Annotated in this window: 21 protein-coding genes and 1 tRNA gene; 10 read left to right on the top strand and 12 right to left on the bottom strand. The window is 63.2% G+C overall.

The features are described 5' to 3' along the window. Window positions 1-10: 10 nt before the first annotated feature. Complete coding sequence (locus tag FJV83_RS36840) at window positions 11-496, bottom strand: ABC transporter permease subunit (protein WP_246691786.1); 486 nt, start codon at window positions 494-496, stop codon at window positions 11-13. Here FJV83_RS36840 and FJV83_RS36835 point away from each other — a divergent pair. Then, window positions 489-791, top strand: a complete 303-nt coding sequence (locus FJV83_RS36835) for a hypothetical protein (RefSeq protein ID WP_246691785.1) — start codon at window positions 489-491, stop codon at window positions 789-791. The genes FJV83_RS36840 and FJV83_RS36835 overlap by 8 nt on opposite strands. Window positions 792-794: 3 nt before the next feature. On the opposite strand, the gene FJV83_RS03315 is transcribed toward FJV83_RS36835, so the two are convergent. Genes FJV83_RS03315 through FJV83_RS03305 form a run of 3 tightly spaced genes read right to left on the bottom strand, consistent with a single transcriptional unit; the run spans window position 795 to window position 3,793 of the window. Further along, window positions 795-1,682 (bottom strand): ABC transporter permease, encoded by an 888-nt coding sequence (locus FJV83_RS03315; protein ID WP_142885021.1) that lies wholly within the window; start codon window positions 1,680-1,682, stop codon window positions 795-797. Then, complete coding sequence (locus FJV83_RS03310) at window positions 1,679-2,716, bottom strand: ABC transporter ATP-binding protein (RefSeq protein ID WP_095771417.1); 1,038 nt, start codon at window positions 2,714-2,716, stop codon at window positions 1,679-1,681. Before FJV83_RS03310 ends, FJV83_RS03315 begins: the two co-directional genes overlap by 4 nt. A gap of 36 nt (window positions 2,717-2,752) precedes the next feature. After that, window positions 2,753-3,793, bottom strand: coding sequence for an ABC transporter substrate-binding protein (locus tag FJV83_RS03305; protein WP_095770956.1), 1,041 nt, complete (start codon window positions 3,791-3,793; stop codon window positions 2,753-2,755). Window positions 3,794-4,032: 239 nt separating this feature from the next. Here FJV83_RS03305 and FJV83_RS03300 point away from each other — a divergent pair, with 239 nt between their 5' ends. Beyond that, window positions 4,033-4,989 carry a LacI family DNA-binding transcriptional regulator gene (locus tag FJV83_RS03300; protein ID WP_246691784.1) on the top strand — a complete coding sequence of 319 codons (957 nt, stop codon included), beginning with the start codon at window positions 4,033-4,035 and terminating at the stop codon, window positions 4,987-4,989. Between the two features lie 70 nt (window positions 4,990-5,059). Here FJV83_RS03300 and FJV83_RS03295 read toward each other — a convergent pair whose 3' ends face one another. Together FJV83_RS03295 and FJV83_RS03290 are read right to left on the bottom strand one after the other, a co-directional pair. Continuing rightward, the gene (locus tag FJV83_RS03295) at window positions 5,060-5,845 is read right to left on the bottom strand and encodes a DUF1499 domain-containing protein (RefSeq protein ID WP_142885020.1); all 786 of its coding nucleotides are present in this window, start codon (window positions 5,843-5,845) and stop codon (window positions 5,060-5,062) included. 80 nt (window positions 5,846-5,925) lie between these two features. Continuing rightward, window positions 5,926-7,554: a fatty-acid--CoA ligase gene (locus FJV83_RS03290; protein ID WP_142885019.1), complete on the bottom strand. Its 1,629-nt coding sequence runs from the start codon at window positions 7,552-7,554 to the stop codon at window positions 5,926-5,928. A 321-nt stretch (window positions 7,555-7,875) separates the two neighbouring features. Between FJV83_RS03290 and FJV83_RS03285 the strand changes: the two genes are divergently transcribed. Together FJV83_RS03285 and FJV83_RS03280 are read left to right on the top strand one after the other, a co-directional pair. Next, the gene (locus FJV83_RS03285) at window positions 7,876-8,232 is read left to right on the top strand and encodes a hypothetical protein (RefSeq protein WP_095770960.1); all 357 of its coding nucleotides are present in this window, start codon (window positions 7,876-7,878) and stop codon (window positions 8,230-8,232) included. 132 nt (window positions 8,233-8,364) lie between these two features. Continuing rightward, window positions 8,365-8,754: a DUF427 domain-containing protein gene (locus tag FJV83_RS03280; RefSeq protein ID WP_095770961.1), complete on the top strand. Its 390-nt coding sequence runs from the start codon at window positions 8,365-8,367 to the stop codon at window positions 8,752-8,754. 31 nt (window positions 8,755-8,785) lie between these two features. On the opposite strand, the gene FJV83_RS03275 is transcribed toward FJV83_RS03280, so the two are convergent. Together FJV83_RS03275 and ppdK are read right to left on the bottom strand one after the other, a co-directional pair. Continuing rightward, window positions 8,786-9,526 (bottom strand): polysaccharide deacetylase family protein, encoded by a 741-nt coding sequence (locus FJV83_RS03275; protein ID WP_142875413.1) that lies wholly within the window; start codon window positions 9,524-9,526, stop codon window positions 8,786-8,788. 208 nt (window positions 9,527-9,734) lie between these two features. Further along, window positions 9,735-12,413 (bottom strand): pyruvate, phosphate dikinase, encoded by a 2,679-nt coding sequence (gene ppdK, locus FJV83_RS03270; RefSeq protein ID WP_142885018.1) that lies wholly within the window; start codon window positions 12,411-12,413, stop codon window positions 9,735-9,737. Window positions 12,414-12,638: 225 nt separating this feature from the next. Between ppdK and FJV83_RS03265 the strand changes: the two genes are divergently transcribed. The 3 genes from FJV83_RS03265 (at window position 12,639) to FJV83_RS03255 (ending at window position 15,419) form a co-directional block, all read left to right on the top strand. Further along, window positions 12,639-12,983 (top strand): VOC family protein, encoded by a 345-nt coding sequence (locus tag FJV83_RS03265; RefSeq protein WP_142885017.1) that lies wholly within the window; start codon window positions 12,639-12,641, stop codon window positions 12,981-12,983. A gap of 127 nt (window positions 12,984-13,110) precedes the next feature. Then, window positions 13,111-13,185 (top strand) — tRNA-Gln (locus FJV83_RS03260). 143 nt (window positions 13,186-13,328) lie between these two features. Continuing rightward, window positions 13,329-15,419, top strand: coding sequence for an O-antigen ligase family protein (locus FJV83_RS03255; protein WP_142885016.1), 2,091 nt, complete (start codon window positions 13,329-13,331; stop codon window positions 15,417-15,419). Between the two features lie 228 nt (window positions 15,420-15,647). Here FJV83_RS03255 and smc read toward each other — a convergent pair whose 3' ends face one another. The 3 genes from smc to FJV83_RS03240 form a co-directional block, all read right to left on the bottom strand. After that, a complete protein-coding gene (gene smc, locus FJV83_RS03250) occupies window positions 15,648-19,106 on the bottom strand; it encodes a chromosome segregation protein SMC (RefSeq protein WP_142885015.1) in 3,459 nt (1,152 codons plus the stop codon). A 117-nt stretch (window positions 19,107-19,223) separates the two neighbouring features. Further along, window positions 19,224-19,967: a DsbA family protein gene (locus tag FJV83_RS03245; RefSeq protein WP_095786596.1), complete on the bottom strand. Its 744-nt coding sequence runs from the start codon at window positions 19,965-19,967 to the stop codon at window positions 19,224-19,226. Window positions 19,968-20,121: 154 nt separating this feature from the next. After that, on the bottom strand, window positions 20,122-20,631 hold the full coding sequence (locus FJV83_RS03240) for a DUF721 domain-containing protein (RefSeq protein ID WP_142885014.1): 510 nt from the start codon (window positions 20,629-20,631) through the stop codon (window positions 20,122-20,124). A gap of 55 nt (window positions 20,632-20,686) precedes the next feature. Between FJV83_RS03240 and mutY the strand changes: the two genes are divergently transcribed. Both mutY and FJV83_RS03230 read left to right on the top strand, forming a co-directional pair. Further along, complete coding sequence (mutY, locus tag FJV83_RS03235; protein ID WP_185973314.1) at window positions 20,687-21,805, top strand: A/G-specific adenine glycosylase; 1,119 nt, start codon at window positions 20,687-20,689, stop codon at window positions 21,803-21,805. A gap of 10 nt (window positions 21,806-21,815) precedes the next feature. Further along, entirely contained in the window at window positions 21,816-22,454 is a 639-nt protein-coding gene (locus tag FJV83_RS03230; RefSeq protein WP_095771012.1) for an HAD family phosphatase, read from the top strand. Window positions 22,455-22,494: 40 nt separating this feature from the next. Here the strand turns inward: FJV83_RS03230 and FJV83_RS03225 are convergent, their stop codons facing one another. Further along, window positions 22,495-23,628 (bottom strand): site-specific DNA-methyltransferase, encoded by a 1,134-nt coding sequence (locus tag FJV83_RS03225; protein ID WP_095771013.1) that lies wholly within the window; start codon window positions 23,626-23,628, stop codon window positions 22,495-22,497. A gap of 176 nt (window positions 23,629-23,804) precedes the next feature. On the opposite strand from FJV83_RS03225, the gene FJV83_RS03220 reads away from it, so the two are divergent. Beyond that, on the top strand, window positions 23,805-24,494 hold the full coding sequence (locus FJV83_RS03220) for an HAD family phosphatase (RefSeq protein ID WP_142885012.1): 690 nt from the start codon (window positions 23,805-23,807) through the stop codon (window positions 24,492-24,494). The last annotated feature ends 32 nt before the right edge of the window (window positions 24,495-24,526 follow it).

Raw genomic sequence — 24,526 nt, 5'->3', positions numbered from 1 at the left:
CCAGTCTCTGTCAGGATTTTTGGCGAAGGCTCACGATCAGGACGGCGACCACGACGATGGCGGTCCACAAGGTCGAGATCGCCGCAATGGTCGGATCGATCTGGTCGCGCAGCGACAGGAACATGAGCTTCGGCAGCGTGCTGTTTTGACCGCTGGCGACGAAGATCGAAATGACGGACTCGTCGAGCGACGTCAGGAAGGCCATCAGTGTCGCCGACAACAGGCTGATCTGGAGTTGCGGGACGATTATCCCGCCAATAGCTCTCGCCCAGTTTGCGCCGAGGCTGCGCGCCGCCTGAACCTGGTTCCAGTCAAAGCGGGCCAGAGCGGGCAACAACACAATGCATGCGACTGGAATGGCCAGCACCACATGCCCGACCAGCACGCCGAACAGCGTTCCGACCAGATGTTGCGCAGCCAGAACAAAGAAGAGACCGATCGCGAGCAGGATGCCCGGCACGATGGACGGGATGAGCAGAGCGCCCTGAATGGCCAAGGCGGTCCTTCCTCCGAGCCGGTTGATCGAGATGCAGGCCAGCAGCGCCAGGGGCACTGCGAGCGTCGCCGTCAACGTCCCAAGGATCAGGCTCGTCCTGAGCCCGGCCATCCATGTCGCCGAACCGAAGAAATTCTCGTACCAGCGCAACGAGTATGCGCGCGGCGGAAACTCGAGGAGATCGGACGCTGAAAAGGAGAGCGGCACTACCACCAGCGTCGGCAGCATCAAGAACGCCAATACGAGCGCGCAAAAGCTCCATAGGAGAATGCGGGCCAGCCTGTTGTCTGGATAGGCTTCAAGCATGGGCCGTACCGAATTTGTTGCGCGCCATCAGTCGGCGCGCCACCAGGAACATCACGCCGATCAGCGCCATAAGAACGAGGAGCAGAATGCCCAGGACGCTCGCCGACCCCCAGTCCTGAAAGGTCGACAGCGTGCGCTCGATGCGGATGGAGAGAGGATTTACCTTGCCGCCGCCCAGCACCGCCGGCGTGATGAAGAAGCCTATGGTGTAGATGAAGACGATCAATGAGCCCGAGAAGATGCCGCCGGTCGAAAGGGGCAGGATGACGGTGCGGATCGTTTGCGCAAGTGTGGCTCCCATGCTCGCCGAGGCGCGAACAAGGTTGGCGTCGATATCGCGCATCGCGGCATAAACGGGAAGCAGAAAGAGCGGCAGCATGTAGTGAACCATGCCGATCAGCGTTCCGGTGAAATTGTAGACCAGCGGCAATGGCTCCGCTGTCAGGCCCGAACCTGTCAAGGCCGTGTTGATCAGGCCTTCGCGCCGCAACAGCACGAGCCAGCCATAGGTGCGCACCAGAATGGAGGTCCACAACGGCAGCATGACGAAGGCCATCAGCAAATTGGCCACCCTTGGCCTGACGCTGGCGAGGGCGAGCGCCAGCGGGGTGCCTAGAAGAATGCAGAACGCCAGCGTTCCAAAGGACAGCTCAACGGTTGTCACGAGTGCCGCCCATGTCAACCCGCTCGACAGCACCTTCTCGTAATTGCCGACGGTATAGTCGCCGCCCGTGGTCAGGAAGGATTGCCGGATGATCCATAGGATAGGCAGTATCGCCGCCAGTCCGACGATGAAAAGCGCAGGCAGTGAAAGCGAGAGGAAGAACCGCCGCTCGCGTCGAGCGTCTGCCGCCAGCGCAGGATCGGCAAGGACGGTCACGCTACCGCTCCCGGTATCGGGTGAACTTTCGCTGCTGGCGCATAGGCGGTCACCCGCTGACCGGTGGCGAGTTCGGCGCAGCCGCCGGCAAGTGCGGACGGTATGCAGACCAGGATCTCCTGGCCGCCATCAAGCGCCAGAGTCAAAAGCCAGTTCTCGCCGCGAAACGCCTTGGCACGCAGCGTTCCCTCAAGCGCCACCCCGTCTCGTCCGACGATTTTCGCATCAAGATGGAAGCTTTCCGCGCGGATCATCAGGGTCTCGTGCGACGCATCGGCGCCGTCGATTCTGCGTGCTGCTCCTGGGCCCACAATGTTGGCCTCGCCCATGAACTCCGCGACGAAGCGGGTCGATGGACGATCATAAATCTGCTGTGGCGTATCGATCTGCTGAATGCGGCCGGAGTTCATCACCGCAACCCGGTCTGACATGATCAGTGCTTCGCGCTGGTCGTGCGTCACATAGATCGTGGTGATCCCCAGATCATCGTGCAGACGCCGGATTTCGTACTGCATGGTTTCGCGCAGATTCTTGTCGAGCGCCGACAGCGGCTCGTCCATCAGCATCACGCGTGGCTCAAAGACGATCGCCCGCGCCAACGCCACCCGCTGGCGCTGGCCGCCGGACAATGCGGCAATGTCGCGCTCCGCCAGACCGTCCAGCTTGACGCGGGCCAAGGCGTCAAGCGCTCGCCGACGCGCCTCCGCTTTCGGTGTCTTGCGCAGTGCCAACGGATACTCGACGTTCGCCAGGACGTTCATGTGTGGAAACAGGGCATAGTTCTGAAAGACTATGCCGATGTCCCGCTTGTTGGGGGCCAGGCGAGTGATGTCGCGATCCCCCAACAAGAGTTTACCGCGATCGGGTCGGACAAAACCGGCCAAAGCCATGAGCAGCGTGGTCTTGCCCGACCCGGATGGCCCCAGCAATGTGAGGAATTCGCCAGCCCGAATGTCGAGTGAGACATCATCCAGCGCGACGTAAGACCCATAGGCCTTGCGCACGCTGTCGATGGTGATCGGGAGCGACTTCATCATGTGCTGCAACCCTAGAGTTGACGAATTCGAGGCTCAGCGGTTCATCATTTCATCGAAGGCTTTTTGGGCGGCCTCGCCGTTCTTGACCCACCAATCCGCGTTCGAGAACACCGAAGTTCCGGCATTTTCAGGAGCCGTCGCCAAGGTCTTCAGACGATCTTTGGGGATAAGACCGCCCTCATAGCCCGCAGGATTGACCGGACCATAGGCTATGAAGTCGGTCAGCTTCGCCACCCGTGCGGGCTGCGTCATCGCAGCGATCAGCTTCATGGCCGCTTCCTTGTTGGGCGCTCCCTTCGGCACCCCAAGGCAGTCCGTGCCGATTACGGAACCTTTGAATGTATAGTCGACCGCGCCACCATCCGCCTTCACCGTCTGGGCTCGCCCATTCCAGGTCACGACCAGATCCGCCTCGCCGTCTTTCAGCAATTGCGCTGACTGGGCTCCCGAAGTCCACCAGACCGAGACATTCGGTTTGATCGCCTCAAGCCGCTTGATGGCGCGCGCCAGGCCCTCTGGCGTGCTGAGCGTGGGATAGACGTCCGCCGGCGCCACGCCATCGGAGAGCAGCGCGATCTCGATCAAGTCTTGCGCGTTGGCGCGCAGGGCGCGACGGCCCGGGAATTTGGCGACGTCCCAGAACTCAGCCCAGGTCTTCGGTGGATTCTGGCCATAGGTCTTGGTGCTCCACGACATGACGGTGCCATAGGAGTCGAACGGATAGCAGTAGTCGGACTTTGCGCCGTCCGGCACGGACTTTGGATCGATGATCTTGTAGTCGAGCGGCTCCAGCAGAGACTGTGCGGCCGCCTGCGCGCCTTCCGGTGAGCCCAGGTGAATGATGTCTGTCGAGACCGCACCCGAGGTGACCTGCATCTTCAGGGCAGCCAGGCCGTCGCTCTGCGTCTCCTCGCGGACGTCGTAGCCAAGCTCCTTTGCAGCGGGGCCCCACATAGCCGTTTTCACGGCGTTGCCATAATCGCCGCCCGCGGTCGTGATGGTTACCGTCTGAGCACAGACGGGCAAGGCAGCGGTGACTGCGATTGCGGCCAAGGAAATGCGTAGCCAGGACATAGGTTCTCCTCCTAGGATTCATCGAAATGTCGCTCAAAAGAGCTGTTTTCTTTTAATCGTAACGTTACGATTGCATCCAAAGGCGCCAGAGTCAAGGCGCTTTAGCAAGAGCTTGGATTGACCGTGAGGTGGAATCCGGTAACGTTGCGACGGTCAGCAAAATCAGCCGGCGCATTCGCAAATGAAGTCAGGCGACAATGGCCAATCTAAAACAGCTCGCGGCGGAACTTTCCCTTTCGGTGACCACGGTGTCGCGCGCTCTCAAGGACGGGCCGGAAGTGCATCCCTCGACCATGGCGCGCGTCAAGGAGGTGGCAAGGCGGGTCGGCTATGTCCCAAATCATCACGGTCGCGCGCTCAAAACCGGACGAACCCTGACGCTGACGGCAGTGCTGCCGATGGAAACGCGCGACTACCTCTCCGACCTGGCGAAGCTTCCCTTGATCGAGGGCATGACGCTGGCGACGAGGAGAGCGGGTTATAGTCTATCCATCTATTCCACCACGCCCGACGACGATCCCGTCGAAAGCGTGCAGCGTCTGCTTCAGGCGCGCAGCGCGGACGGCCTGATCATCACGCGCATGGTCTCGGACGATCCGCGCGTCAAGCTACTGCTGGATGAACGCATCCCGTTCGTGGCGTTTGGAAGAACCGACCTGGACATCGCGTATCCCTACGTCGATATCGACAATGAACAGATTGCCTACGAGGCCACCCGACGGCTCATGGACAAGGGCTGTCAACGCATTGCGCTGCAGCTTCTCGTTCCGGAGGATCAGGCGAGTGTCATGCGTCTTGCAGGCTATGCAAGGGCGATGGCCGAGGCCGGTATTCCGCTCGACCCATCGCTGATCGGTCATGGCACGCTCACGATGGAATCGAGCGCTGCATGGTTCGATCACCTGCTGGCGTCGTCAGATCCGCCGACCGGCCTGGCATGCGCCAACGAACTGGGCCTGCTGGGAGCATTGCACGCTCTCGGCAGGCGCGGTCTTGAGCCTGGCCGCGACGTTCACATCGTTACCCGAGACAACACGCGTCTCTCGCGTTTCCTGCCGGCGAAGATCGGCGTTCATTCGGTAGACATGGCAGACGTCGGGCACAAACTTATCGAAGTCCTCGAGAGCCGGATCGCCAATCCGCTTGGTCCGGTCGCGACGATCTTGCTGCAAGGCAGGTTCGAGCCGGCCGAATAGTCCGTTCGCAGACTGAAGCCACATTTGTGCGGCACGGCGCAAATCCGCCTGGCCCAAGATGTTCTGGACTTCACTCGGCAGGCGCCGCCCCGACCTGGCCGGCGACTTCCTGATCGAGTTCCGCCAGGAAATCGGTGATGCGCGCGGCATTGTCGCCAAGGTCGTAGCGGCCGTAACGCGAAGCCGACCGCATGTCGACGATCACGCTATCGCCATCGTCCGTCACGCGGATCGCCACATCGGCCGGAAGTCCGAGCACGAAGCCCTTGGCGACAGCGGTAATGGTCACGCCGCTTTGCCCGGCAAGGTCGGGATAGGGTTCGGAAAGATCCCAGCTGCGCCGGTCGAGCACGGTTTCGACGGCATTGACGATGGTCTCGAATGGCAGGTCGTAGCTGCGCGCGGTGACCAGCGGATAGCTGTCGGCCTGCAGCCTCTGTTCGCCCGGCGTCGATGGGGACAGCACATTCATGTCCTTGGTCCGCTCGCTGACGTCGAGCGCGGGCGGCTCATCGAAATCGGTCGAAATGTCCCTGAGCGGCGGGTAGATCGTCGCCCAGTAGGCGGCAACGCCATAGGGAACCAGCACCAGCATTGCCAGCAAGGCGCCGACGGTCAGGTCGCGGCCGCCGCGATCGCCGAATTTCCATAGTCTCGAAAAGGCGAAGGCGGCGAACAGCAGCGCCAGCGCCGCCAGCAACGCGACGATGCCGAGCACCCACAGGAACACCGGCGTTTCGACGAGATCGAAGCGGTGGCCGACGAAGTCGGTCAGCAAAAGCACCGCTGAAAACGCGGCCGTGCGGCGCGACCAGCCGGCAGCCTTCGACGTTCGCCGTTCGGGAATGCTAACCATGGTTCTCTGCGTTGCCCCAACCCGGACGGAGGTTTAGTGCCTTTTCGCGGCGGCTTGAAGCCGAAACACGCAACATCCCCTCAATCCGTCGGCAGGCGGTAGTCCCTGAATTGCTGGCGCAAGGTGATCTTCTGGATCTTGCCGGTCGCGGTATGCGGTATTTCGCCGACGAAAGCGACATCGTCGGGCATCCACCACTTGGCCACCTTGCCGTCCATGAAGCCGAGAATATCCGCCTTGGTCGGCTCCTTGCCCGGCTTGGCGACGACGACCAGCAAGGGCCGCTCGCCCCATTTCGAATGATGGACGCCGATGGCCGCGGCTTCCGCGACGTCCGGGTGGCCGACGGCCAGGTTCTCGAGCTCGATGGTCGAAATCCATTCGCCGCCGGACTTGATGACGTCCTTGGCGCGATCGGTGATCTGCATGTAGCCGCCGGCGTCGATGTGAGCGACGTCGCCAGTGTCGAACCACCCGTCCTCGTCGAACTGCTCGGAGCCAACACCGCCATAGTAGGCGCGGGCAACGGCCGGTCCGCGCACTTTCAAACGGCCAAATGTCTTTCCATCCCAGGGCTGCGCGTTGCCGTCGTCGTCGGTCACCTTCATTTCGACGCCGAAGGGCGGGTAGCCCTGTTTCTGCTGCACATCGAGCCGGGCTTCACCCTGGAGACCGGCATAGTCCGGCTTCAAGGTACACAATGTGCCGAGCGGCGACATTTCGGTCATGCCCCAGGCGTGGATGACCTGGACGTCGTAGTTCTCCTGAAACTTGGTCATGATCGCGCGTGGACAGGCAGAACCGCCGATGACGACCTTGTTCAGATAGGGAAGCTTCTTGCCGGTCTCCTCCAGATATTGCAGCAGCATCATCCAGACGGTCGGCACGGCGGCGCTGAAGGTCACCTTCTCGGTGTCGAGCAATTCATAGATCGAGGCGCCGTCCATCTTGCAGCCGGGCATGACCAGCTTGGCGCCGATCATCGGCCCGCTCTGGCCAAGGCCCCAGGCATTGGCGTGGAACATCGGCACAACCGGCAGGATCGTGTCGCGCGACGACAGGCCCATCGCGTCGGGCATGGCGGCGATCATGGCGTGCAGCACGTTCGAGCGGTGGCTGTAGACGACGCCCTTGGGATCGCCTGTGGTGCCTGATGTATAGCACATGCCGGCTGCGGTGCCTTCGTCGAAAGTCTTCCAGGCGAAGTCGCCATCGACCTCGTCAAGCCAGTCCTCATAGGCGACGGCATTGGGCAAGGTCGTCTGCGGCATGTGCGCCTTGTCGGTCAGCACGATCACCTTCTTCAGCGATTTGACGGCACCGGCGATCTTCTCCAGCAGCGGTATGAAGGTGAGGTCGACGAAGACGGCCTTGTCCTCGGCATCGTTCATGATCCAGACGATCTGCTCGGGAAACAGGCGCGGATTGAGCGTGTGATAGATCGCGCCGACCCCCATGATGCCGTACCAGGCCTCGAGGTGGCGCGCCGTGTTCCAGGCCAGTGTGGCGATGCGGTCGCCCAACCCGTAACCGTCCCGCTCCAGCCGCTGGGCGACCTTGAGAGAACGACGATGGAGGTCGGCATAGGTGGTGCGCACGATCGGCCCCTCGATCGAGCGCGACACGATCTCGCGCACTCCATGCTGCCGTTCGGCGTTGTCGATAAGCTTGTGGCACAGCAGCGGCCATTCCTGCATCAGCCCCAGCATCCGGTTTCCTCCCTCGCGCATTTTGCGTCGTAGCTTTGGCGCATTGTGAAGCGAACCGGCGGATTGTCCAGTCACCCGCTCGCGCGGGACACGAATTTCGGGACCCGTGCCGCAACGGCAAGCGGTTGAATTTTGACATGTTTTGGATTTTGGACTGCTGGGCATTCGTGCCACCGCGATGGCAGGAGGGTCAAAAACATGTCAGCCGCGACGGTGTCCTATGCCACGAAATGACCGGGAAATCCGCCACAATCCGGCCATCGTCGGCGTTAAGTTTCGTTAACGGGTAAAGGGGGCGATTGGCGACTGAAAGAGGTTCGCATGGACACGCAGCTCGACGAAAAAGCCCTTGAGAGCACACTTGCCGAAAGCCTGGCCGATCTGGTGCCGGACGAAAAGACTGTTTCCGAAGACGAATTTGTTGAAGTTGTCGGCGGCGCGCTTGAAGCGGTCGGCGGCACGCTGCTGTTCAAGATGTGCGTCCAGAACGAAGGGGAAGGCCAGCACGTCGCGGCCGCATCCGTCGGCGCTGGAGGCAATCGCCAGTTCCTGCTGCTCACCTTGCCGACCGGCGGCGGCTCGCTGAAAGTCGAGACCGTTTCCAGAAGCAGCAACCCGGTTGCGGGCATCGCGGCCGCCTATGCCGGACTGATGGACGCATTCAAGACCGCGGCCTGAGCCTCGGCTGACGCTCGAAAGCCCTGTCGTGCCACGCCTCGGCGATTGGCGCGCCTGTTTTCGTGATCCGAACCCACCTTGCGCAACAGCTGTGCCCGCCACACTTTAAGGGGCCACGCAAGGAGAACCAGCATGGACAAGATCGCCAATCCGGCCCCCGGCTTCCAGCGCAACCCCGACAAGATCATCACCATCGAGCCCTATATCGGCACCGTCACGGTGCGCGCCGGCGATACGGTCATCGCGTCGTCCACCAAGGCCAAGGTGCTGACCGAAGCGCCCTATCCCGCCGTCTTCTACATTCCGTTCGCCGACATCGATTTCGACAGGCTGAGCGGCACCGAACACTCGACCCATTGCCCCTACAAGGGCGATGCCAGCTATTGGAGCGTGCTGCCTGCCGGCGAAACCGGTCAGAATGCGATGTGGGCTTACGAGCGGCCTTTCGACGAAATGACCGAAATCCGCGACCACGGTGCGTTCTACGCCAGCAAGGTCACGATCGAAGCCAAGCCGGGTTGAGCAAGAGTCAGCTCCAGCACGTGCTGCGGGATCAGTCCGTGGTACCGTGATTGCCCGTGCCGTCGGCGTCGTCGAGGCGCACGAAGGTCACGCCTTTGGCCTTCAGCGCCAGCAGACCCTGCACCACGCCCTCGCCGGCGGCGTGGGTCGGCTGGTTGATGTGTGAGATGATGACGTCGCCGTCCTTGGCCGCGGCGATGCGCCTGGCGGTTTCCTTGGCGCCGAGCAGCGAACCGCCATCGCCATTGATCGAGAAGCCGGCAATCTTGAAGCCGAGCTTGCGGATCATGGCGATCGCCGAGGGGCTGTATTCGGCGGTTGCACCGCGGAACCATTTGGGCGCCGGCTCACCGGTCCTGGCAAGCGCCGCGGCCCCTGACTCGACCTCGGCCAGCACGGCATCCGGGCTTCCGGCGCTCTTTATGCCATAGATTTTTTGCGGCGAGTCGACCGCCGGAATGTGGTGGCCGCCGTGATTTTCCAGTTCGAAAAGGTCAGGATGCGCCCGCATGATCTCGACGGCCGCCGCATTGCGCTTCAGCCAGATTCCGGTGACGAAAATGGTGGCGGGGATCTTGTTTTCCACCAGCACCGAGAGAATGCGCGTGTCGGTCTGTCCGTCGCAGGCGTCGAGCGTGAGCGCAACGCGGCCCGCTCCGCTCGCCGCGGGCTTGATGTGCAGCGTGGGCTCGACCAGCGTCGCGGCATGGGCGCTGCATACAGCCACCAACGACATGGCGATCGTGCAGAGATGTCTTTGCAGGAGACGCATCAAACCGAATTCCTGATTGGCGATTTCAAGCCGGCATCCAAAGACCCGCATGAAGGCGGAAATCGGACGATGGATAGCAGAAAAATGCATGGCGCGGCAATTTGACCGCACTGGTGCAAGCGCCATTCGGGAGCCTGATGATCAGTCGTCCTTCAGACAGCAACGCTCCCGCTTCATCTCGGTGCGATTGCGCAATGCCTTGATCTCCCTATCCGCGCTCCGCTTTCGCCACCTGTACCGCGGCCTGCGCGGCCGCCAGCCTGGCGATCGGCACGCGATAGGGTGAGCACGACACATAGTCGAGTCCGACCTCCTCGCAGAAGCGGATCGATGCCGGGTCGCCGCCATGTTCGCCGCAGATGCCGAGCTTGATGTCGGGGCGTGTCGCCCTGCCCTTCTGCGCGGCCATGCGCACCAGTTCGCCGACGCCATCGATGTCGAGCGAGACGAACGGATCCTGCTCGATGATGCCTTTCTGGCGGTAGGTCTCCAGGAACGAGGCCGCATCGTCGCGAGAGATGCCGAACGTGGTCTGCGTGAGGTCGTTGGTGCCGAAGGAGAAGAACTCGGCTGTAGCGGCAATGACATGGGCACGGATCGCCGCGCGCGGCAGCTCAATCATGGTGCCGGTCAGGTAATCGATCTTGACGCCGCTCTCATCCATGACGCTCTTGGCGACCGCATCGATGCGCGCCTTGACGTAGTCGAGTTCCTTCACCAGGCCGACCAGCGGCACCATGATCTCGGGCACAACCAGCGCGCCGGCCTTCTGGCCGGCCTCGACTGCGGCCTCGAAAATGGCGCGTGCCTGCATCTCGGCGATCTCGGGATAGGAGACGGCCAGCCTGCAGCCGCGATGGCCAAGCATCGGATTGAATTCGTGCAAGGCCTCGGTGCGCTGCCTGAGCTTGTCGGGCGACACATTCATGACGGCCGCGACCTCGGCGATTTCGGCCTCGGTCTTGGGCAGGAATTCGTGCAGCGGCGGATCGAGCAGGCGGATCGTCACCGGCAGGCCGGCCATGATCTCGAACAGTTCCAGGAAATCCGAGCGCTGCATGGGCAGAAGCTTGGCAAGGGCGGCACGCCGGTCCTTCTCGGTGTCGGCCAGGATCATCTCGCGCATGGCGACGATGCGGGCACCGTCGAAGAACATGTGCTCGGTGCGGCAAAGTCCGATGCCCTCGGCGCCGAAGGAACGCGCCATGCGGGCATCGAGCGGCGTTTCGGCGTTGGTGCGCACCTTCATGCGCCGCACCGCGTCGGCCCATTCCATGATCGCGGCGAAATCGCCCGACAGTTCGGGCTGCAGCATCGCCACGGCGCCCTTCAACACCTGGCCGTTGCCGCCGTCGATGGTGATGATGTCGCCCTTGCGGAAGGTCTGTCCCATCGAGAGCAGCGTGCCGGCCTTGTAGTCGACGCGCAGGGACCCGGCGCCCGAGACGCAAGGCTTGCCCATGCCGCGCGCGACGACGGCGGCGTGGCTTGTCATGCCGCCGCGCGTGGTCAGGATGCCCTCGGCCGCATGCATGCCGTGGATATCCTCGGGGCTGGTCTCGATGCGCACCAGGATCGCCTTGCGGCCCTGTGCCTTCAGGTCCTCCGCATCGCCGGAGGAAAAGACGATCTCGCCGGTGGCAGCGCCCGGCGATGCCGGCAGGCCGACGCCGATGACGTCGCGCGCGGCCTTCGGGTCGATGGTCGGGTGCAGCAATTGGTCGAGCGAGGCCGGGTCGATGCGGGCGACGGCTTCCTCCTTCGTGATCAGGCCGTCCCTTGCCATTTCGACGGCAATCTTCAGTGCCGCCTTGGCGGTGCGCTTGCCCGAGCGGGTCTGCAACATCCACAACTTGCCGCGCTCGATGGTGAATTCGAGGTCCTGCATGTCGCGATAGTGCTTTTCCAGGCTGTCGGAGATGGTGACGAAGGACTGGAAGGCATCCGGCATCAGCTTCTGCAGCGACGGCTTGTCGGAGCCGGCGGCGATGCGGGCGGCCTCGGTGATGTTCTGCGGCGTGCGGATGCCGGCGACGACATCCTCACCCTGTGCGTTCACCAGGAATTCGCCATAGAGCTGCTTTTCGCCGGTCGATGGGTTGCGGGTGAAGGCGACTCCGGTGGCCGAAGTCTCGCCCATATTGCCGAACACCATGGCCTGGACGTTGACCGCCGTGCCCCAGCTTTCGGGGATGTCGTGCAGGCGCCGGTAGGTGATGGCGCGGTTGTTCATCCAGCTCGAGAACACCGCGCCGATGGCGCCCCAGAGCTGCTCCTGCGGATCCTGCGGGAACGGCCTGCCGAGCTCTTCCTCGACCTTGGCCTTGTAGAGCGCGATCACGCCTTGCCATTCGATGGCCGTCAGCTCGGTGTCGAGCTCATGGCCGAGGCTTGCCTTCTGGTCTTCGAGGATTTCCTCGAACACCTCGTGATCGAGGCCCATGACGACATCGGAATACATCTGGATGAAGCGGCGGTAGCTGTCATAGGCAAAGCGCGCATCGCCGGAATCGGTGGCCAGCGCCTCGACCGTTTCGTCGTTGAGGCCAAGATTGAGCACAGTGTCCATCATGCCCGGCATCGAGGCGCGAGCCCCGGAGCGCACCGACACCAGCAGCAGCTTCGACGGATCGCCGAACCGGCGCCCGGTCAGCCGGCCGATGTGATCGAGCGCGACCGCGACGTCGCCTTCCAGCCCCGCCGGATAGGCGCGCCCATTGGCATAGTAAGCATTGCAGACCTCGGTGGTGATGGTGAAGCCTGGCGGCACCGGCAGGCCCAGGCTGCACATCTCGGCCAGGTTGGCGCCCTTGCCGCCCAGCAGATTCTTGTCGCCGGCACGGCCTTCCGCCGCACCATCGCCAAAGGTGAAAACCCATTTGGTCATGCTTTGCTCTCCGGTTGCAGGAGATTGGAAAGATTGGCGAAACGGAAGGTTCCACCCTGGTCCGACTTTGGAGCGATATGATGCTGCAGTGCGAAAGGCAAGCGCCGGCAGAGCCGTCCCGCCGCTACAATCGATTAAGAAAAAGCCTCGCTTGGGCATGCGTCAAAAAGACTTGCCACCTCACGACTTGATGACTAGAACATAAAGGGAACAAAAAGGTGCCCCATGAAGCTGACCGGAAAACTCGACTATCTGGAAATGCCGGCGACCGGCGGCACGCTGGACCGGTTGAAGGCTTTCTACAGTGCCGCCTTTGCCTGGTCGTTCACCGATTACGGGCCAACCTATTCGGCCTATGCCGAGGGCCTGGATGGCGGTTTTCAGGCCGATGCCGCGGAAGCACCAGCCAAGCCGCTGCCCGTGCTCTATAGCGACGACCTCGAGGAAACCCTCGGCGCCGTCGAAAGTGCAGGCGGCACGATCATCAAGCCGATCTTCCCGTTTCCCGGCGGCCGGCGCTTCCACTTCGTCGATCCGGCCGGCAATGAGCTGGCTGTCTGGGGGCAATAGCCTACCCGAATGGGATCCGGCTGCCTTGTGGATTGCTCGATCGGGGCGTTCCTGCCCTCGCTCATAAGCATTGTGCTTTTCGGCTGCTCTGCTAATAACGCGCCGCACAAGCGACTCTGACGGCTATTGGGGCGTCGCCAAGTGGTAAGGCATCGGTTTTTGGTACCGACATTCCCAGGTTCGAATCCTGGCGCCCCAGCCAAGCGCACAAGGTCCGTTCTGGACAGACGAGGGCCGGCAAATCGGGGCCGCCATGTTGCACATGGCCTGAACAGTATCGCCTTGAACATCTCCCCCTTTCCATACAAGGTCATCGAAGGGGTGGCGGTCCAACGTGGAATTTCAATGAACCTTCCTATCTTCGCCATCAACCTCGATCGCCAAACCGGTCGCTGGAGCGAATTGTGCGCCAGCGCCGAGGCGGCCGGGCTGACCTTGCAGCGCGTTGCCGCCATCGACGGCCGGGCGCTCGCCAAGGAGGACTGGACGGAGATCGATCTTCCAACGGCGCGCAAGCTGAGCGGGCGCGACATCCTGCCCGGCGAATATGCCTGTTATCGCAGCCATATCCAAGCGCTGGAAACGTTCCTGGCCGGCGGCGGCGCCCATGGCCTGATTGTCGAGGACGACGTCTTCTTCGGCGAAAACACCATACGGCGCATCGAGGCCATCATTGCCGCGGTGCCGGATTTCGACGTCATAAAGCTGACCAACCATCGCATGAGCTTCTTCATGCGTGCCGTGGCGACGACGCAAGGCGACGAGATCGGTCGAGCGCTGCATGGCCCACAAGGCTCGGCCGCCGCCTATCTGGTGACACGGGAGGGGGCACAGGGGCTGTTGTCGGCGCTCGCGGTGATGAAAATGCCGTGGGACGTCGCACTCGAACGATTTTGGGATACCGGCCTGAAAGTCTATTCGGCTCGCCAAAACGTGCTTGGCTTTGCCAGGAGCAGCGCGATTTCCGACATAGCCGGCCCTTCGGGCAGCTATAAATCCGCAAGGCTTCGCGGGCCGAGTCGGCTAAGTGCCGGGGCATTGCGAGCCATCGACGAGCTGCGCCGCCTGCACCACGTGCTGCTGCGGCCGCCCTTGCCGCGGGAAACCGTGGACTACGCCAGGGAGGACACGCCGCGCAACGCCCTGCTTCTGTTGCTTGCGGCACTCGCCATTCTGGCTTTGGTCTCGGCGGTCTGGCGCGAAGGCCACACCTATCGCTATGCGGGCCTGGCCCTGGCCTTGGTCGCGCTCATCCGCTGGTTCAGGGTGGATTTGTGGACCTACAGCAAGCCACTGATCGGTTGGGTCGGCGGTCTGTGCATGGGTTGGTCGCTCTATGCCTTCATCCGACTGGCGATCGTCTATTTAGGCACCCACCAGTTGGGCAGCGCCGAAGGCATCTATCTGTTTCCGCTGTTTTATGCGACGACCGGCTTCGCCCTCCTGCTGTTTGTCAGGCGGCCGGCGCGGCTCGTCCTCTGGTTCATGATCCTCAGCCTTGTCTTCCTGGCGGCTGACACCGGCTATTCGGACATGCTTCACGGCACCAGACCGGAGCCGTGGCTTTTCAACAATCCCATCCATGCGTCGGTGTCGGCTGGTTTCATCTTCTTGTGCACGCTGCAGTTCATGGCTTACACGGCCCAAAGAACCGACCTGGACAAAGTGACCAGGAGCCTGCACTGGGCGCTGTCGACAGCCGTCCTTGTGTTTGCTCTCGTCAACATCATTGCGCTGCGATCAAAGGGGGTCTGGCTCGCGTTGGCGCTCGCCCTGCTCGTGTTGGCAGTCATGACGCTGGCGAGAGGCCATCGCCGCGAGCTGATGGTCGGGGGCGGTGTGCTGGCAATCGTGGCAGCCGGCGTTGTCGCCGCGCACGACATCTTCTGGTCCACGGCCGGCGACACCATGATCTTCGTCAGGGGGCTGGTTTCGGATGTTTTGAGCCATGGCGTCTTGCCGGCCTTCGACCGCGCCATCGCAAGCAGTACGGTCCCGCTCGCGGCCAGGGAAAGGCTCATGCTGTGGTACGACGCGATCGAGGTCTGGAAACGCCACCCGATCTTCGGAGCCAGTTCCAGCTGGCTCACCGAATGGCAGAACAGAACCTATCATCCGATGATCTTTAACGTCTTCCACAACGGTTATCTGGAGATAGCCGTGCGCTATGGCGTGGTCGGGCTGGCCTTCTTTGCCTTTCTCTACATCTGGTCGGCCAGGCAGGTCCTGCTGGCCGCGCGGGCCAGGCTCATCGCGCCGGTCGCCTGGCCCTGCTATATCTCGACGCTGGTCTTCTTTGCCCTCACCATCCTCAGCAATTCGAACAACCGGCTGGCGATGGGCGAGGCCTTCATGTGGTTTGCTGCCGCATTCGGCTTCTATTGTTTCTATCTGCGCCAGCAGAACAACCTTATCGCGCCGAGAACCTATTTCTAGGCGGCCGGCACGCCGCGTGTGCAGATTGTCATTGGAGCAGGATGAGATTTTTATCCAGTCGCCAAACGAATCGCCTTTGTCGTCACCCTCATCGCCATCCTGGTGCTTGCGCTACTGCTCGTGCTTCGCCACGCGGAGTTCGGCACCGACGTCGGTCCACTACGACAAGCTGAACCATGCCAAGACGTTTGCCGCCATCCCCAGCGGCGATCCGGCAGCCCGGATGGATCAGCTCGCCTCGCGCATCGCCTCGGCGGCCTGCAGGTCGACCGAAACGAGCTGACTGACGCCCTGCTCGGCCATGGTCACGCCGAACAGCCGGTCCATGCGCGCCATGGTGATCGGGTTGTGGGTGATGATGACGAATCGCGTCTCGGTGGTCTTGGCCATCTCGTCCATGAGATTGCAGAAGCGCTCGACATTGTGATCGTCCAGCGGCGCGTCGACTTCGTCGAGCACGCAGATCGGCGCCGGGTTGGTCAGGAAGACGGCGAAGATCAGCGACATCGCCGTCAGCGCCTGCTCGCCGCCGGACAGCAGCGTCATGGTCTGCGGCTTCTTGCCGGGCGGGCGGGCAAGGATTTCGAGGCCTGCCTCGAGCGGATCGTCGGATTCGATCAGTTGCAATTCCGCCGTGCCGCCGCCGAACAGATGCGAGAACAGACGCTGGAAGTGGCTGTTGACGACGTCGAAGGCGGCCAGAAGCCGCTCGCGGCCTTCGCGATTGAGGCTCTGGATCGCCTGCCGAAGCTTGCGGATCGCCTCGACGATGTCCTCGCGCTCGGTAACGATCGCTTCGAGCCGGTCGGAGAGCTCCTTCTGCTCTTCCTCGGCGCGCAGATTGACGGCGCCGAGCCGTTCGCGCTCGATCTTCAGCCGGTCGAGCTGGCGTTCGATTTCGGCCATTTCGGGTATTGGGTCGTCGGCTTCCAGGCCGGTGTGGCGGATGACCAGATGCGGCGGCGTGTTCAGCGTTTCCTGGATACGCGCCTCGACCTCCAGCCGGCGCTCGTCGGCCGCCGTCAGCCTTTCCTCGGCACGGGCACGGGTCTCGCGCGCCTCGGCCAGTGACTGGATGGCTGACGTGGCCGCCTTGTCCAGTTCGGCCTGCCTGTTTTCCGCTTCCTGCAGCCGGTCGGCGGCCGCCTTGCGCAAGGTCTCGGCCTCGGTCAATTGCGACAGCAGCGCGCGCCGCTTGGCATCGATCTCATCGGGCGCGTCGGCCAGCCGTTCGCGCTCGGCCTCGGCCTCGGCCTTGCGTTCACCGAGCGAGGTGATCTGGGTCGAGGCGTTTTCGGCGCGCACCAGCCAGTTGCTGCGCTCGGCGCCGATGGCATCGAGCCGGCGCGTCCGCGCCTCGGCCTCGCGCCGCAGCCCTTCATGGACGGCCCGCGCGTCGGCAAGCGTGGCGCGGTCGCGGGAGACATTGGCCGAGGACTGTTCGAGCTGCAATTGCAGGTCGCCGAGATCCGGCGCGTCCTGCAGCAGCATTTCGGCCTCGACGAAAGCCGCCGAGGTTTCCTCATGGCTGTCGACGATGCGCGCGCGCCCCTCATCCAGCGCCGCGCGCCGGCTCGCCAGCTCGCCACCGGCCTTTTCGGCCTCGGCCAGCGCATTGCGGGCCGCGTCCAGCCGGTGCTGGGCATCGCGTCCGGCCTGGCGCGTGTTGCGTTCGGCCTCGCTCGCCTGGCGAAGCGCCTGCTCGGCCCGTGCCAGCGCTTCCTCGGCCTGGCGCAGGACGAGCGTCGCCTGCACCGCTTCGGCGTCGAGTTCGGCAAGCCGGTTCTTCTGCGCCAGCCTTTGTGCGGCGGCCGTCGGCGCATCGGCGCTGGCGGTCAGGCCATCCCAGCGCCACAGCGCGCCTTCGCGGCTGACCAGCCTCTGGCCAGGCGCAAGCAGCGCCTGCAGCCGGCGGCCGTCCGCGGCCTCGACAATGCCGATCTGCGCCAGGCGGCGGGCAAGCTGCGCCGGGGCACGAACCACGCTGGCCAGGCTCTTGATGCCTTCCGGTAGGGCCGCGTCGCCGGATTGGATCTGGCTTTCGCCCCAATGCGCCGGCGCGCTGCGGTCGAGCGGCACGTCGAGGTCTTCGCCAAGGGCAGCACCCAGCGCCGTCTCGAAGCCGCGCTCGACGCTGATCTGCTCCAGCACCGAAGGGAAGAGATCGCCACTGGCGGCATTGAGGATCTTGGCCAGCGTGCGTGCTTCGGTCTCGATCCGCGCCAGTTCGGCCCTGGCATCCTGAAGCGGCGGGCGGGCAGCACTTTCGGCGGCGCGGGCATCGATGACCGATTGTTCGGCCTGCGCCACGGCGGCCTCGGATTCTTCCAGCAGCGCCACGGCGTGTTCGACCAGAGCGCGCTTTTCAGCCGGATCCGGCAGGCCGGCGACCTTGGAGAGGATATCCGACAATTCGCGGTCGACCTCGGCGAGCTGGCGGGCGAAGCGATCGCGGCGCTCGGCGGTCTCGCGCAGCGTGCGCTCGATCTGATGGCGCGAAGCGGCGGCCTCGGCCCGTTCGGCGGTCAGCGTGGCGAGCCTGGCTTCGCTTTGCGCCAGCGTCGACGCCGCCTGTTCGAACACCGCGCGGGTGGTGGCCTCGCGCTCGGCCGCACCAGCGTTTTCGGAATTCAGCGTGGCTTCCTCGGTGCGCAACCGTTCGAGGACATCGGCATTGTCGCGCACCATCCGCTCTTCGCGGGCGATGTCTCCGTCGAGCTGCTGCAGGCGGCGCTCGATTTCAGCCTGGCGGTTGCGAATGCGGCCGGCCTCCTCCTCGATCTGCGACCTGGCGATCGACAGGCGCTGGAAGGCGGCGGCGGCGGCGGCTTCCGCATCGCGCAGATCGGGCAGGCGATGAGCGCTGATGCCCTGTTCCTTGGCCGCGTTCATCTGCGCGGCGGCGCGGTCGCCGACCAGTGCCGTGGCAACAGCCAGCGCAGAACGTGCCTCGCCTTCCTGCGTCTTGGCCAGCGTCCAGCGCAGATGCAGCAACGTCGCTTCGGCCTTGCGGATATCGGCCGACAGGTTCTTGAAGCGCGAGGCCTGGCGCGCCTGGCGCTTCAGGCTTTCGATCTGGCTTTCCAGTTCACCGACGACGTCGTCCAGGCGTTCCAGATTCTGTTCGGCCGCCTTCAGCCGAAGTTCCGCCTCGTGGCGGCGGGTGTGCAGGCCGGAAATGCCGGCCGCCTCTTCGAGCAGGGCGCGGCGCGCCTGCGGCTTGGCCTGGATCAGTTCGCCGATACGGCCCTGCCCGACCATCGAGGGCGAGCGCGCGCCGGTCGACTGGTCGGCGAACAGAAGCTGCACATCCTTGGCGCGCGCTTCCTTGCCGTTGATACGGTAGAGCGAGCCCGCCTCGCGCTCGATGCGGCGCGACACCTGCAACTCGTCGGCGTCGTTGAAGGCAGCGGGCGCCGAACGATCACTGTTGTCGAGGAAAAGCGTGACTTCGGCGGTGTTGCGGGCGGCCCGTGTGCCTGAACCGGAAAAGATGACATCGTCCATGCCGGACGCGCGCATGTTCTTGTAGGAGCTTTCGCCCATCACCCAGCGCAGCGCCTCGACAAGGTTCGACTTGCCGCAGCCGTTTGGCCCGACAATACCCGTCAGGCCGCGTTCGATGACGAACTCGCCGGGCTCGACGAAGGACTTGAAACCGAGGAGGCGAAGGCGCGAAAACCTCATTCGCGCGCCTCATAGGCGTGTTCAGCAAAAGTGTTCCGCGGCTTTGCGGAGAGAACCCGCGGCAAGACAAAAGGCAGGGCAGCGCCGGAGCACTGCCGCTTCAGCGCTGAACTGATGTCAGAGCAGAGGGTCGATGATGGCCGACATTTCCTCAATCGACATCGCCCCTTTGTAGGTCTTACCGTTGATGAAGAAGGTCGGTGTCGAGTCGACCTTGAATTCATTGGCGCCGCGCTTCTGGACCGATCTCACATCGTCCAGAAGTTTCTGGTCCGTCAAGCAGGCCTCGAAGGACTCCTGTGTAAAACCGGCGAGCTTCGAGATTTGCAGCAGCGCATCCTTGGTGTTCGACACGCCAACCCAGTTCGCCTGCTGCCTGAACAGCACGTCCACCATCGGGAAATAGTTATCCTTGGCGCAGCGCGCCAGCATGAAACCGGCTTCCGCGCTCGGATCGAACGGGAATTCGCGCAGGATATAGCGCGCCTTGCCGGTGTCGATGTACTTCGTCTTCAGGTCCGGGAAGGTGGTTTCGGCGAAATGCGCGCAATGCGGGCAGGTCATCGAGGCGTATTCGACGATGGTGACCTTGGCGTCATCCTTGCCAAGCTGCTTGTCGGGCAGTGCGCCCGGCTTCAGCAGTTCCGCCATGTCGACATTGCCCTGGGACTCGGGAACCTGAGCGGCAGCCGGCGTGGCCGGCTTTGCGGGGGCGGCCGGATCCGCGGGCTTCACATCCGCCGCCTTGGCCTGTTCGCCGGAGTCGCTGCAGGCGGCGAGCAGGGCCACCGCCGGAATGGCGGCCAGCGAAGACAGGACGTTTCTGCGAGACAGACTTTTGCCGAACGGAGGACGGTTCATACGAATCACCTGACAAGGGTTGGATTTTGCAATGCAAAGGCACGAAAAGGCGAGAGTTGGCGCGAATTAAGGCATCTCCATCCCCAATCCAATCGCGAAACCTGACAAAGGCGATCACGAATGCGAGATGTTGACGACAAATCCATGACTGTCTTCAAGGGGTTTTTGACTTCCTTTCACCCAAAATGGTTGCGCCAAGCCTTTCCAGCGAGGCACGCAGGCCGTCATCCTCGATCAGCTCGACCGTATTGGACAATCTGGTCTGCTCCGCCACCGTCAACGGCCTGAAGGTCGGTTTAGGCCGTCCCTTGTCCGTCGTCACCGGTTTTTGCACGATCCTGATGCGGCCTATCGCCGTAAAGCCGAGGAAGGCGTTGACCCGGTTGATGATCTCGCCGGTCTCGTGCTGCAGATGAAGTGCCGCCATGCCTTCGCAGGCAATGACCAATACCGCCGGCTCGAACGGATCGTCCTCATGCCGGCGGCGCGGCCACTGAATTTTCTCAGGCCGCGAGCGGCTGGCGAGGCGCGGCCCGGCGATCTCTTCCCAGGACTGAACGAGACCAATCGAGATGCCTGCCCGCTTGCGCAGCACCGGGTCGAGGATTTTGGTGGCAAGATCGCTCACCGGGACGGGATTGCCGTAGGGCGTTCTCCCTGCCATGTACGTTCTCCAGCCACGACCCCAGCAGATTACCGGCCAGGCCAATACACGATCAATGGCACCAGCAGACCAGACCCGCAAGGCCCAGACACGCAAGCCAATGCCGGACGATACCGCGTCGCGCCTGCTCGCCTGGTACGACATGCATCATCGTGAATTGCCGTGGCGGGTGAGCCCGCGCGAGCATGCACGCGGTGTGCGGCCCGACCCCTACCGCATCTGGCTGTCCGAAGTCATGCTGCAGCAGACCACGGTCGAGGCGGTGAAATCCTATTTCCGCGTCTTTGTCGAGAAATGGCCCGATGTCGAGGCACTGGCAGCGGCACCGACCGAGGACGTCATGAAGGCCTGGGCGGGGCTCGGCTATTACTCCCGCGCCCGCAACCTCAAGGCCTGCGCCGATCTGGTGGCGGCGCGTGGCGGCCGGTTTCCCGACACCGAGGCCGGTTTGAGAGACTTGCCCGGCATCGGCGCCTACACCTCGGCGGCAATCACGGCGATCGCTTTCGACTGCCCCGCCGCCGTGGTCGACGGCAATGTCGAACGCGTCATATCGAGGCTGTTTTCGATCACCACGCCGCTGAGCGACGCCAAGACCGAAATACGCGCCCATGTCGAGGCCATGGTGCCGACGGCGAGGCCGGGCGATTTCGCCCAGGCGATGATGGATCTCGGCGCCACGATCTGCACCCCGCGCCGGCCGCGCTGCATGCTGTGCCCGCTGCGCGAGAACTGTAGTGCCGTCGTTTCGGGCGACCCTGAAAACTTCCCGGTGCGGCTGCCCAAAGCCGACAAGCCGCAGCGACGCGGCGCTGCTTTCGTCGCCATGCGCGAGGATGGTGCCATTCTTCTGCGCAAACGGCCGGAGAAAGGGTTGCTTGGCGGCATGACCGAGGTGCCGACAACGGGCTGGACCGCGCGGGTGGACGGAGCCACCACGCAGACGGCGGCGCCCTTTCCCGGCGACTGGCGGCGCGCCGGGACAATCACGCATGTCTTCACCCATTTCGCGCTCGAGCTCGAAGTCTTTCACGCCCACATCAAAGGTGATGCGCCGGCAGGGCATTTCTGGACGCACGCCCACGAAATTTCCGGCGAGGCACTGCCCACTGTCATGAAAAAGGCAATCGAGGCTGCGATACCCGGCGCGACGAAAAAGCAACGCCCGCATTGAAAGAGGCTTCATGACTGAAATCCGCCACATCGTGTTCGACATCGGCCGCGTGCTGATCCACTACGATCCGAACATTCCGTTCAGCCGCCTCATCCCCGATGCCGAAGAGAGAAAGTGGTTCTTCGACAATGTCTGCACGCATGACTGGAACATCGAGCAGGATCGCGGGCGGACCTGGGAAGAGGCCGAGGCGCTTTTGATCGCTGAGCATCCCGATCACACGGAAAACATCCGCAATTTCCGCCGCCACTGGCACGACATGGTGCCGCACGCCTATGACGACAGCGTCGCCATCATGCTTGGCCTGATCGAAAGCGGCCACGACGTGACCATGCTGACCAATTTTGCCTCCGACACTTTGGCGGAAGCCCGCGAACGCTTCGATTTCCTCAATCGTCCGCGCGGCGTGACCATCTCCGGCGAGATCGGCAAGATCAAGCCGGATCGTGACATTTACGAACATCACGTGGCCGCGTTCGGGCTAGAGCCCTCCGCGACGCTGTTCATCGACGACAGCCAGAAGAATGTCGACGGCGCCAAGGCCGCGGGCTGGCAAGCCGTGCTGTTCACCGATGCCAGGACACTTCAAGCAGATCTTGAACGCTTGGGAATCAAGGCGCGATCTGAATCGCTTGCGGCGATCCGCTGAGATTTTGATTCAACGCGATACGCGATAATTCGGCAGGGGGTCAGCCCCCTGCCCGCTCCATGCCGAGACGGGCGATGCGGCGCAGTTCGTCGATCGGGGTCAGTCCGCCGCTGCGCTCATAATGCCAGAAGGTCCAGCCATTGCAGGCGTCCAGGCCTTGCACTTCGGCGCCGATCTTGTGGATCGAGCCGGCGCTGTCGCCGATCGCCACCGTGCCGTCGGCGCGCACCTTGGCCGCCCAGCGCTTCTTGGCGTCGTAAAGCGTGGCGCCCGGCGTCATCAGCCCGGTATCGATGAGGCTGACGAAGGCAACGCGCGGCTCGGCGCGCTTGCCGGTCAATACCGTCAAATCGGCATCCTCCAGCGGCCGCACCGCATCGATGCGTTCGTTGGCGGCATCGATATAGGCCTGCTCGCGCTCGATGCCGACGAAATGGCGACCGAGGCGTTTGGCGACCGCACCCGTCGTGCCGGAGCCGAAGAAAGGGTCGAGCACGATGTCGCCCGGCTTGGTCGAGGCCATCATGATGCGGGCGAGCAGCGCCTCAGGCTTCTGCGTCGGGTGCAATTTGTCGCCATTGTCGTTCTTCAGCCGCTCGCCGCCGGTGCAGATCGGGAACAGCCAGTCCGAACGCATCTGGATATCGTCGTTGGACGCCTTCAGCGCCTCGTAGTTGAAGGTGTAGCCCTTGCCCTTCTGGTCCCGGGAAGCCCAGATCATCGTTTCATGCGCGTTCTGGAAACGGCGACCACGGAAATTCGGCATCGGGTTGGTCTTGCGCCAGACCACGTCGTTGAGGATCCAGAAGCCCAGATCCTGCATCTTGGCGCCGACCCGGAAGATGTTGTGATAGGAGCCGATGACCCAGATCGTGCCGTTGGGCTTCAGCACGCGGCGCGCCGCCAAAAGCCAGGCGCGGGTGAAGGCATCGTAGGCCTCGAAATTCTCGAACTGGTCCCAGTGATCGTCGACCGCGTCGACCTTGGACTGGTCGGGCCGGTGCAGATCGCCGTCGAGTTGCAGATTGTAGGGGGGATCGGCGAAGATGACGTCGACCGACTTTTCCGGCAGCCGGTCGAGGGCCGCCACGCAGTCGCCCTTGAGGATCGTGTCCAGCCATTCGGATTGCTGGGGAGCGTGGGACAACTCGTGGAGAAGACGCACGGCAGACATTTTTACACCCAAGGCACGCGTTACTGTTTACTCCCCGTTATGGTTACCGATCAGCGTAAATATTCGGTGAAGGCTCGCGGATAGGCCTGCCAGGTTTGCGAAGGCCGGGCCATTGGTGTATGCCGCGCCGCCCGAGGCCCTCACGGCCGCTTCATCCTTTCCTTGTCCGGATCACCATGCCCCAGCCAGACCTTGTCATCTTCGATTGCGACGGCGTGCTCGTCGATTCCGAAATCATCGCCGCGCGGGTCGAGGCCGAGCTGATAACGCTCGCCGGATATGAAATCTCGGCCGAGGAGATTGCCGAAAGTTATGCGGGCCTGACGTTCAAGGACATACTGATGCGGATCGAGGAGAAGTCCAAGATTCCGTTCCAGGCGTCGCTGATCGACCGCGCCGAAGAACTCGTCGACCGCAAACTGCGCAGCGATGTGCGTGCCATCGAGGGCGTGCGCGAAGCGGTCGTATCGGTCACTGCGCAACGCTGTATTTGCTCCAACTCACGCTCGGAGCGGATAGAATTCATGCTGGAGAAAGTGCATCTGCTGCCGTTCTTCGCCGGCCGCATCTTCTCGGCACTGGAAATACCGAGCAAAAAGACCAAACCTGCGCCGGACGTGTTCCTGTTCGCGGCGGAAAGACTCGGCGCGAACCCGGCCAACACTTTCGTCATCGAGGATTCCGTGCACGGCGTCGCTGGCGCCAGGGCAGCCGGCATGCGGGTGATCGGCTTCACCGGCGCCAGTCACACCTGTCCCGGCCATGCCGACGCGCTGACCGAGGCCGGCGCCGAAACGGTGATCCGCCGCTGGGCAGAGCTGAAAAGCGTGATCGCGGCGCTGTCGGAATGGTCGGCCGACGCCTGAGACGCGCGCCCGGCCGGGCGCACGCTGTATCG

This window comes from Mesorhizobium sp. WSM4307, assembly GCF_007003945.1.
Taxonomy (GTDB): Bacteria; Pseudomonadota; Alphaproteobacteria; order Rhizobiales; family Rhizobiaceae; genus Mesorhizobium.
Note: the sequence above shows the minus strand (reverse complement) of the source record. Positions and strands in the feature narration are given on the sequence as shown.

What these genes read in the sequence shown, in the direction of transcription:
- FJV83_RS03230 (WP_095771012.1), top strand. Translation starts at nt 21,816, where the DNA reads ATGACTGAAATCCGCCACATCGTGTTCGACATCGGCCGCGTGCTGATC.
- mutY (WP_185973314.1), top strand. Translation starts at nt 20,687, where the DNA reads ATGGCACCAGCAGACCAGACCCGCAAGGCCCAGACACGCAAGCCAATG.
- FJV83_RS03295 (WP_142885020.1), bottom strand. Translation starts at nt 5,845, where the DNA reads ATGGTTAGCATTCCCGAACGGCGAACGTCGAAGGCTGCCGGCTGGTCG.
- smc (WP_142885015.1), bottom strand. Translation starts at nt 19,106, where the DNA reads ATGAGGTTTTCGCGCCTTCGCCTCCTCGGTTTCAAGTCCTTCGTCGAG.
- FJV83_RS03285 (WP_095770960.1), top strand. Translation starts at nt 7,876, where the DNA reads ATGGACACGCAGCTCGACGAAAAAGCCCTTGAGAGCACACTTGCCGAA.
- ppdK (WP_142885018.1), bottom strand. Translation starts at nt 12,413, where the DNA reads ATGACCAAATGGGTTTTCACCTTTGGCGATGGTGCGGCGGAAGGCCGT.
- FJV83_RS36835 (WP_246691785.1), top strand. Translation starts at nt 489, where the DNA reads ATGGCCAAGGCGGTCCTTCCTCCGAGCCGGTTGATCGAGATGCAGGCC.
- FJV83_RS03245 (WP_095786596.1), bottom strand. Translation starts at nt 19,967, where the DNA reads ATGAACCGTCCTCCGTTCGGCAAAAGTCTGTCTCGCAGAAACGTCCTG.
- FJV83_RS03280 (WP_095770961.1), top strand. Translation starts at nt 8,365, where the DNA reads ATGGACAAGATCGCCAATCCGGCCCCCGGCTTCCAGCGCAACCCCGAC.
- FJV83_RS03220 (WP_142885012.1), top strand. Translation starts at nt 23,805, where the DNA reads ATGCCCCAGCCAGACCTTGTCATCTTCGATTGCGACGGCGTGCTCGTC.
- FJV83_RS03290 (WP_142885019.1), bottom strand. Translation starts at nt 7,554, where the DNA reads ATGCTGGGGCTGATGCAGGAATGGCCGCTGCTGTGCCACAAGCTTATC.
- FJV83_RS03255 (WP_142885016.1), top strand. Translation starts at nt 13,329, where the DNA reads ATGAACCTTCCTATCTTCGCCATCAACCTCGATCGCCAAACCGGTCGC.
- FJV83_RS03225 (WP_095771013.1), bottom strand. Translation starts at nt 23,628, where the DNA reads ATGTCTGCCGTGCGTCTTCTCCACGAGTTGTCCCACGCTCCCCAGCAA.
- FJV83_RS03305 (WP_095770956.1), bottom strand. Translation starts at nt 3,793, where the DNA reads ATGTCCTGGCTACGCATTTCCTTGGCCGCAATCGCAGTCACCGCTGCC.
- FJV83_RS03240 (WP_142885014.1), bottom strand. Translation starts at nt 20,631, where the DNA reads ATGGCAGGGAGAACGCCCTACGGCAATCCCGTCCCGGTGAGCGATCTT.
- FJV83_RS03275 (WP_142875413.1), bottom strand. Translation starts at nt 9,526, where the DNA reads ATGCGTCTCCTGCAAAGACATCTCTGCACGATCGCCATGTCGTTGGTG.
- FJV83_RS03310 (WP_095771417.1), bottom strand. Translation starts at nt 2,716, where the DNA reads ATGAAGTCGCTCCCGATCACCATCGACAGCGTGCGCAAGGCCTATGGG.
- FJV83_RS03265 (WP_142885017.1), top strand. Translation starts at nt 12,639, where the DNA reads ATGAAGCTGACCGGAAAACTCGACTATCTGGAAATGCCGGCGACCGGC.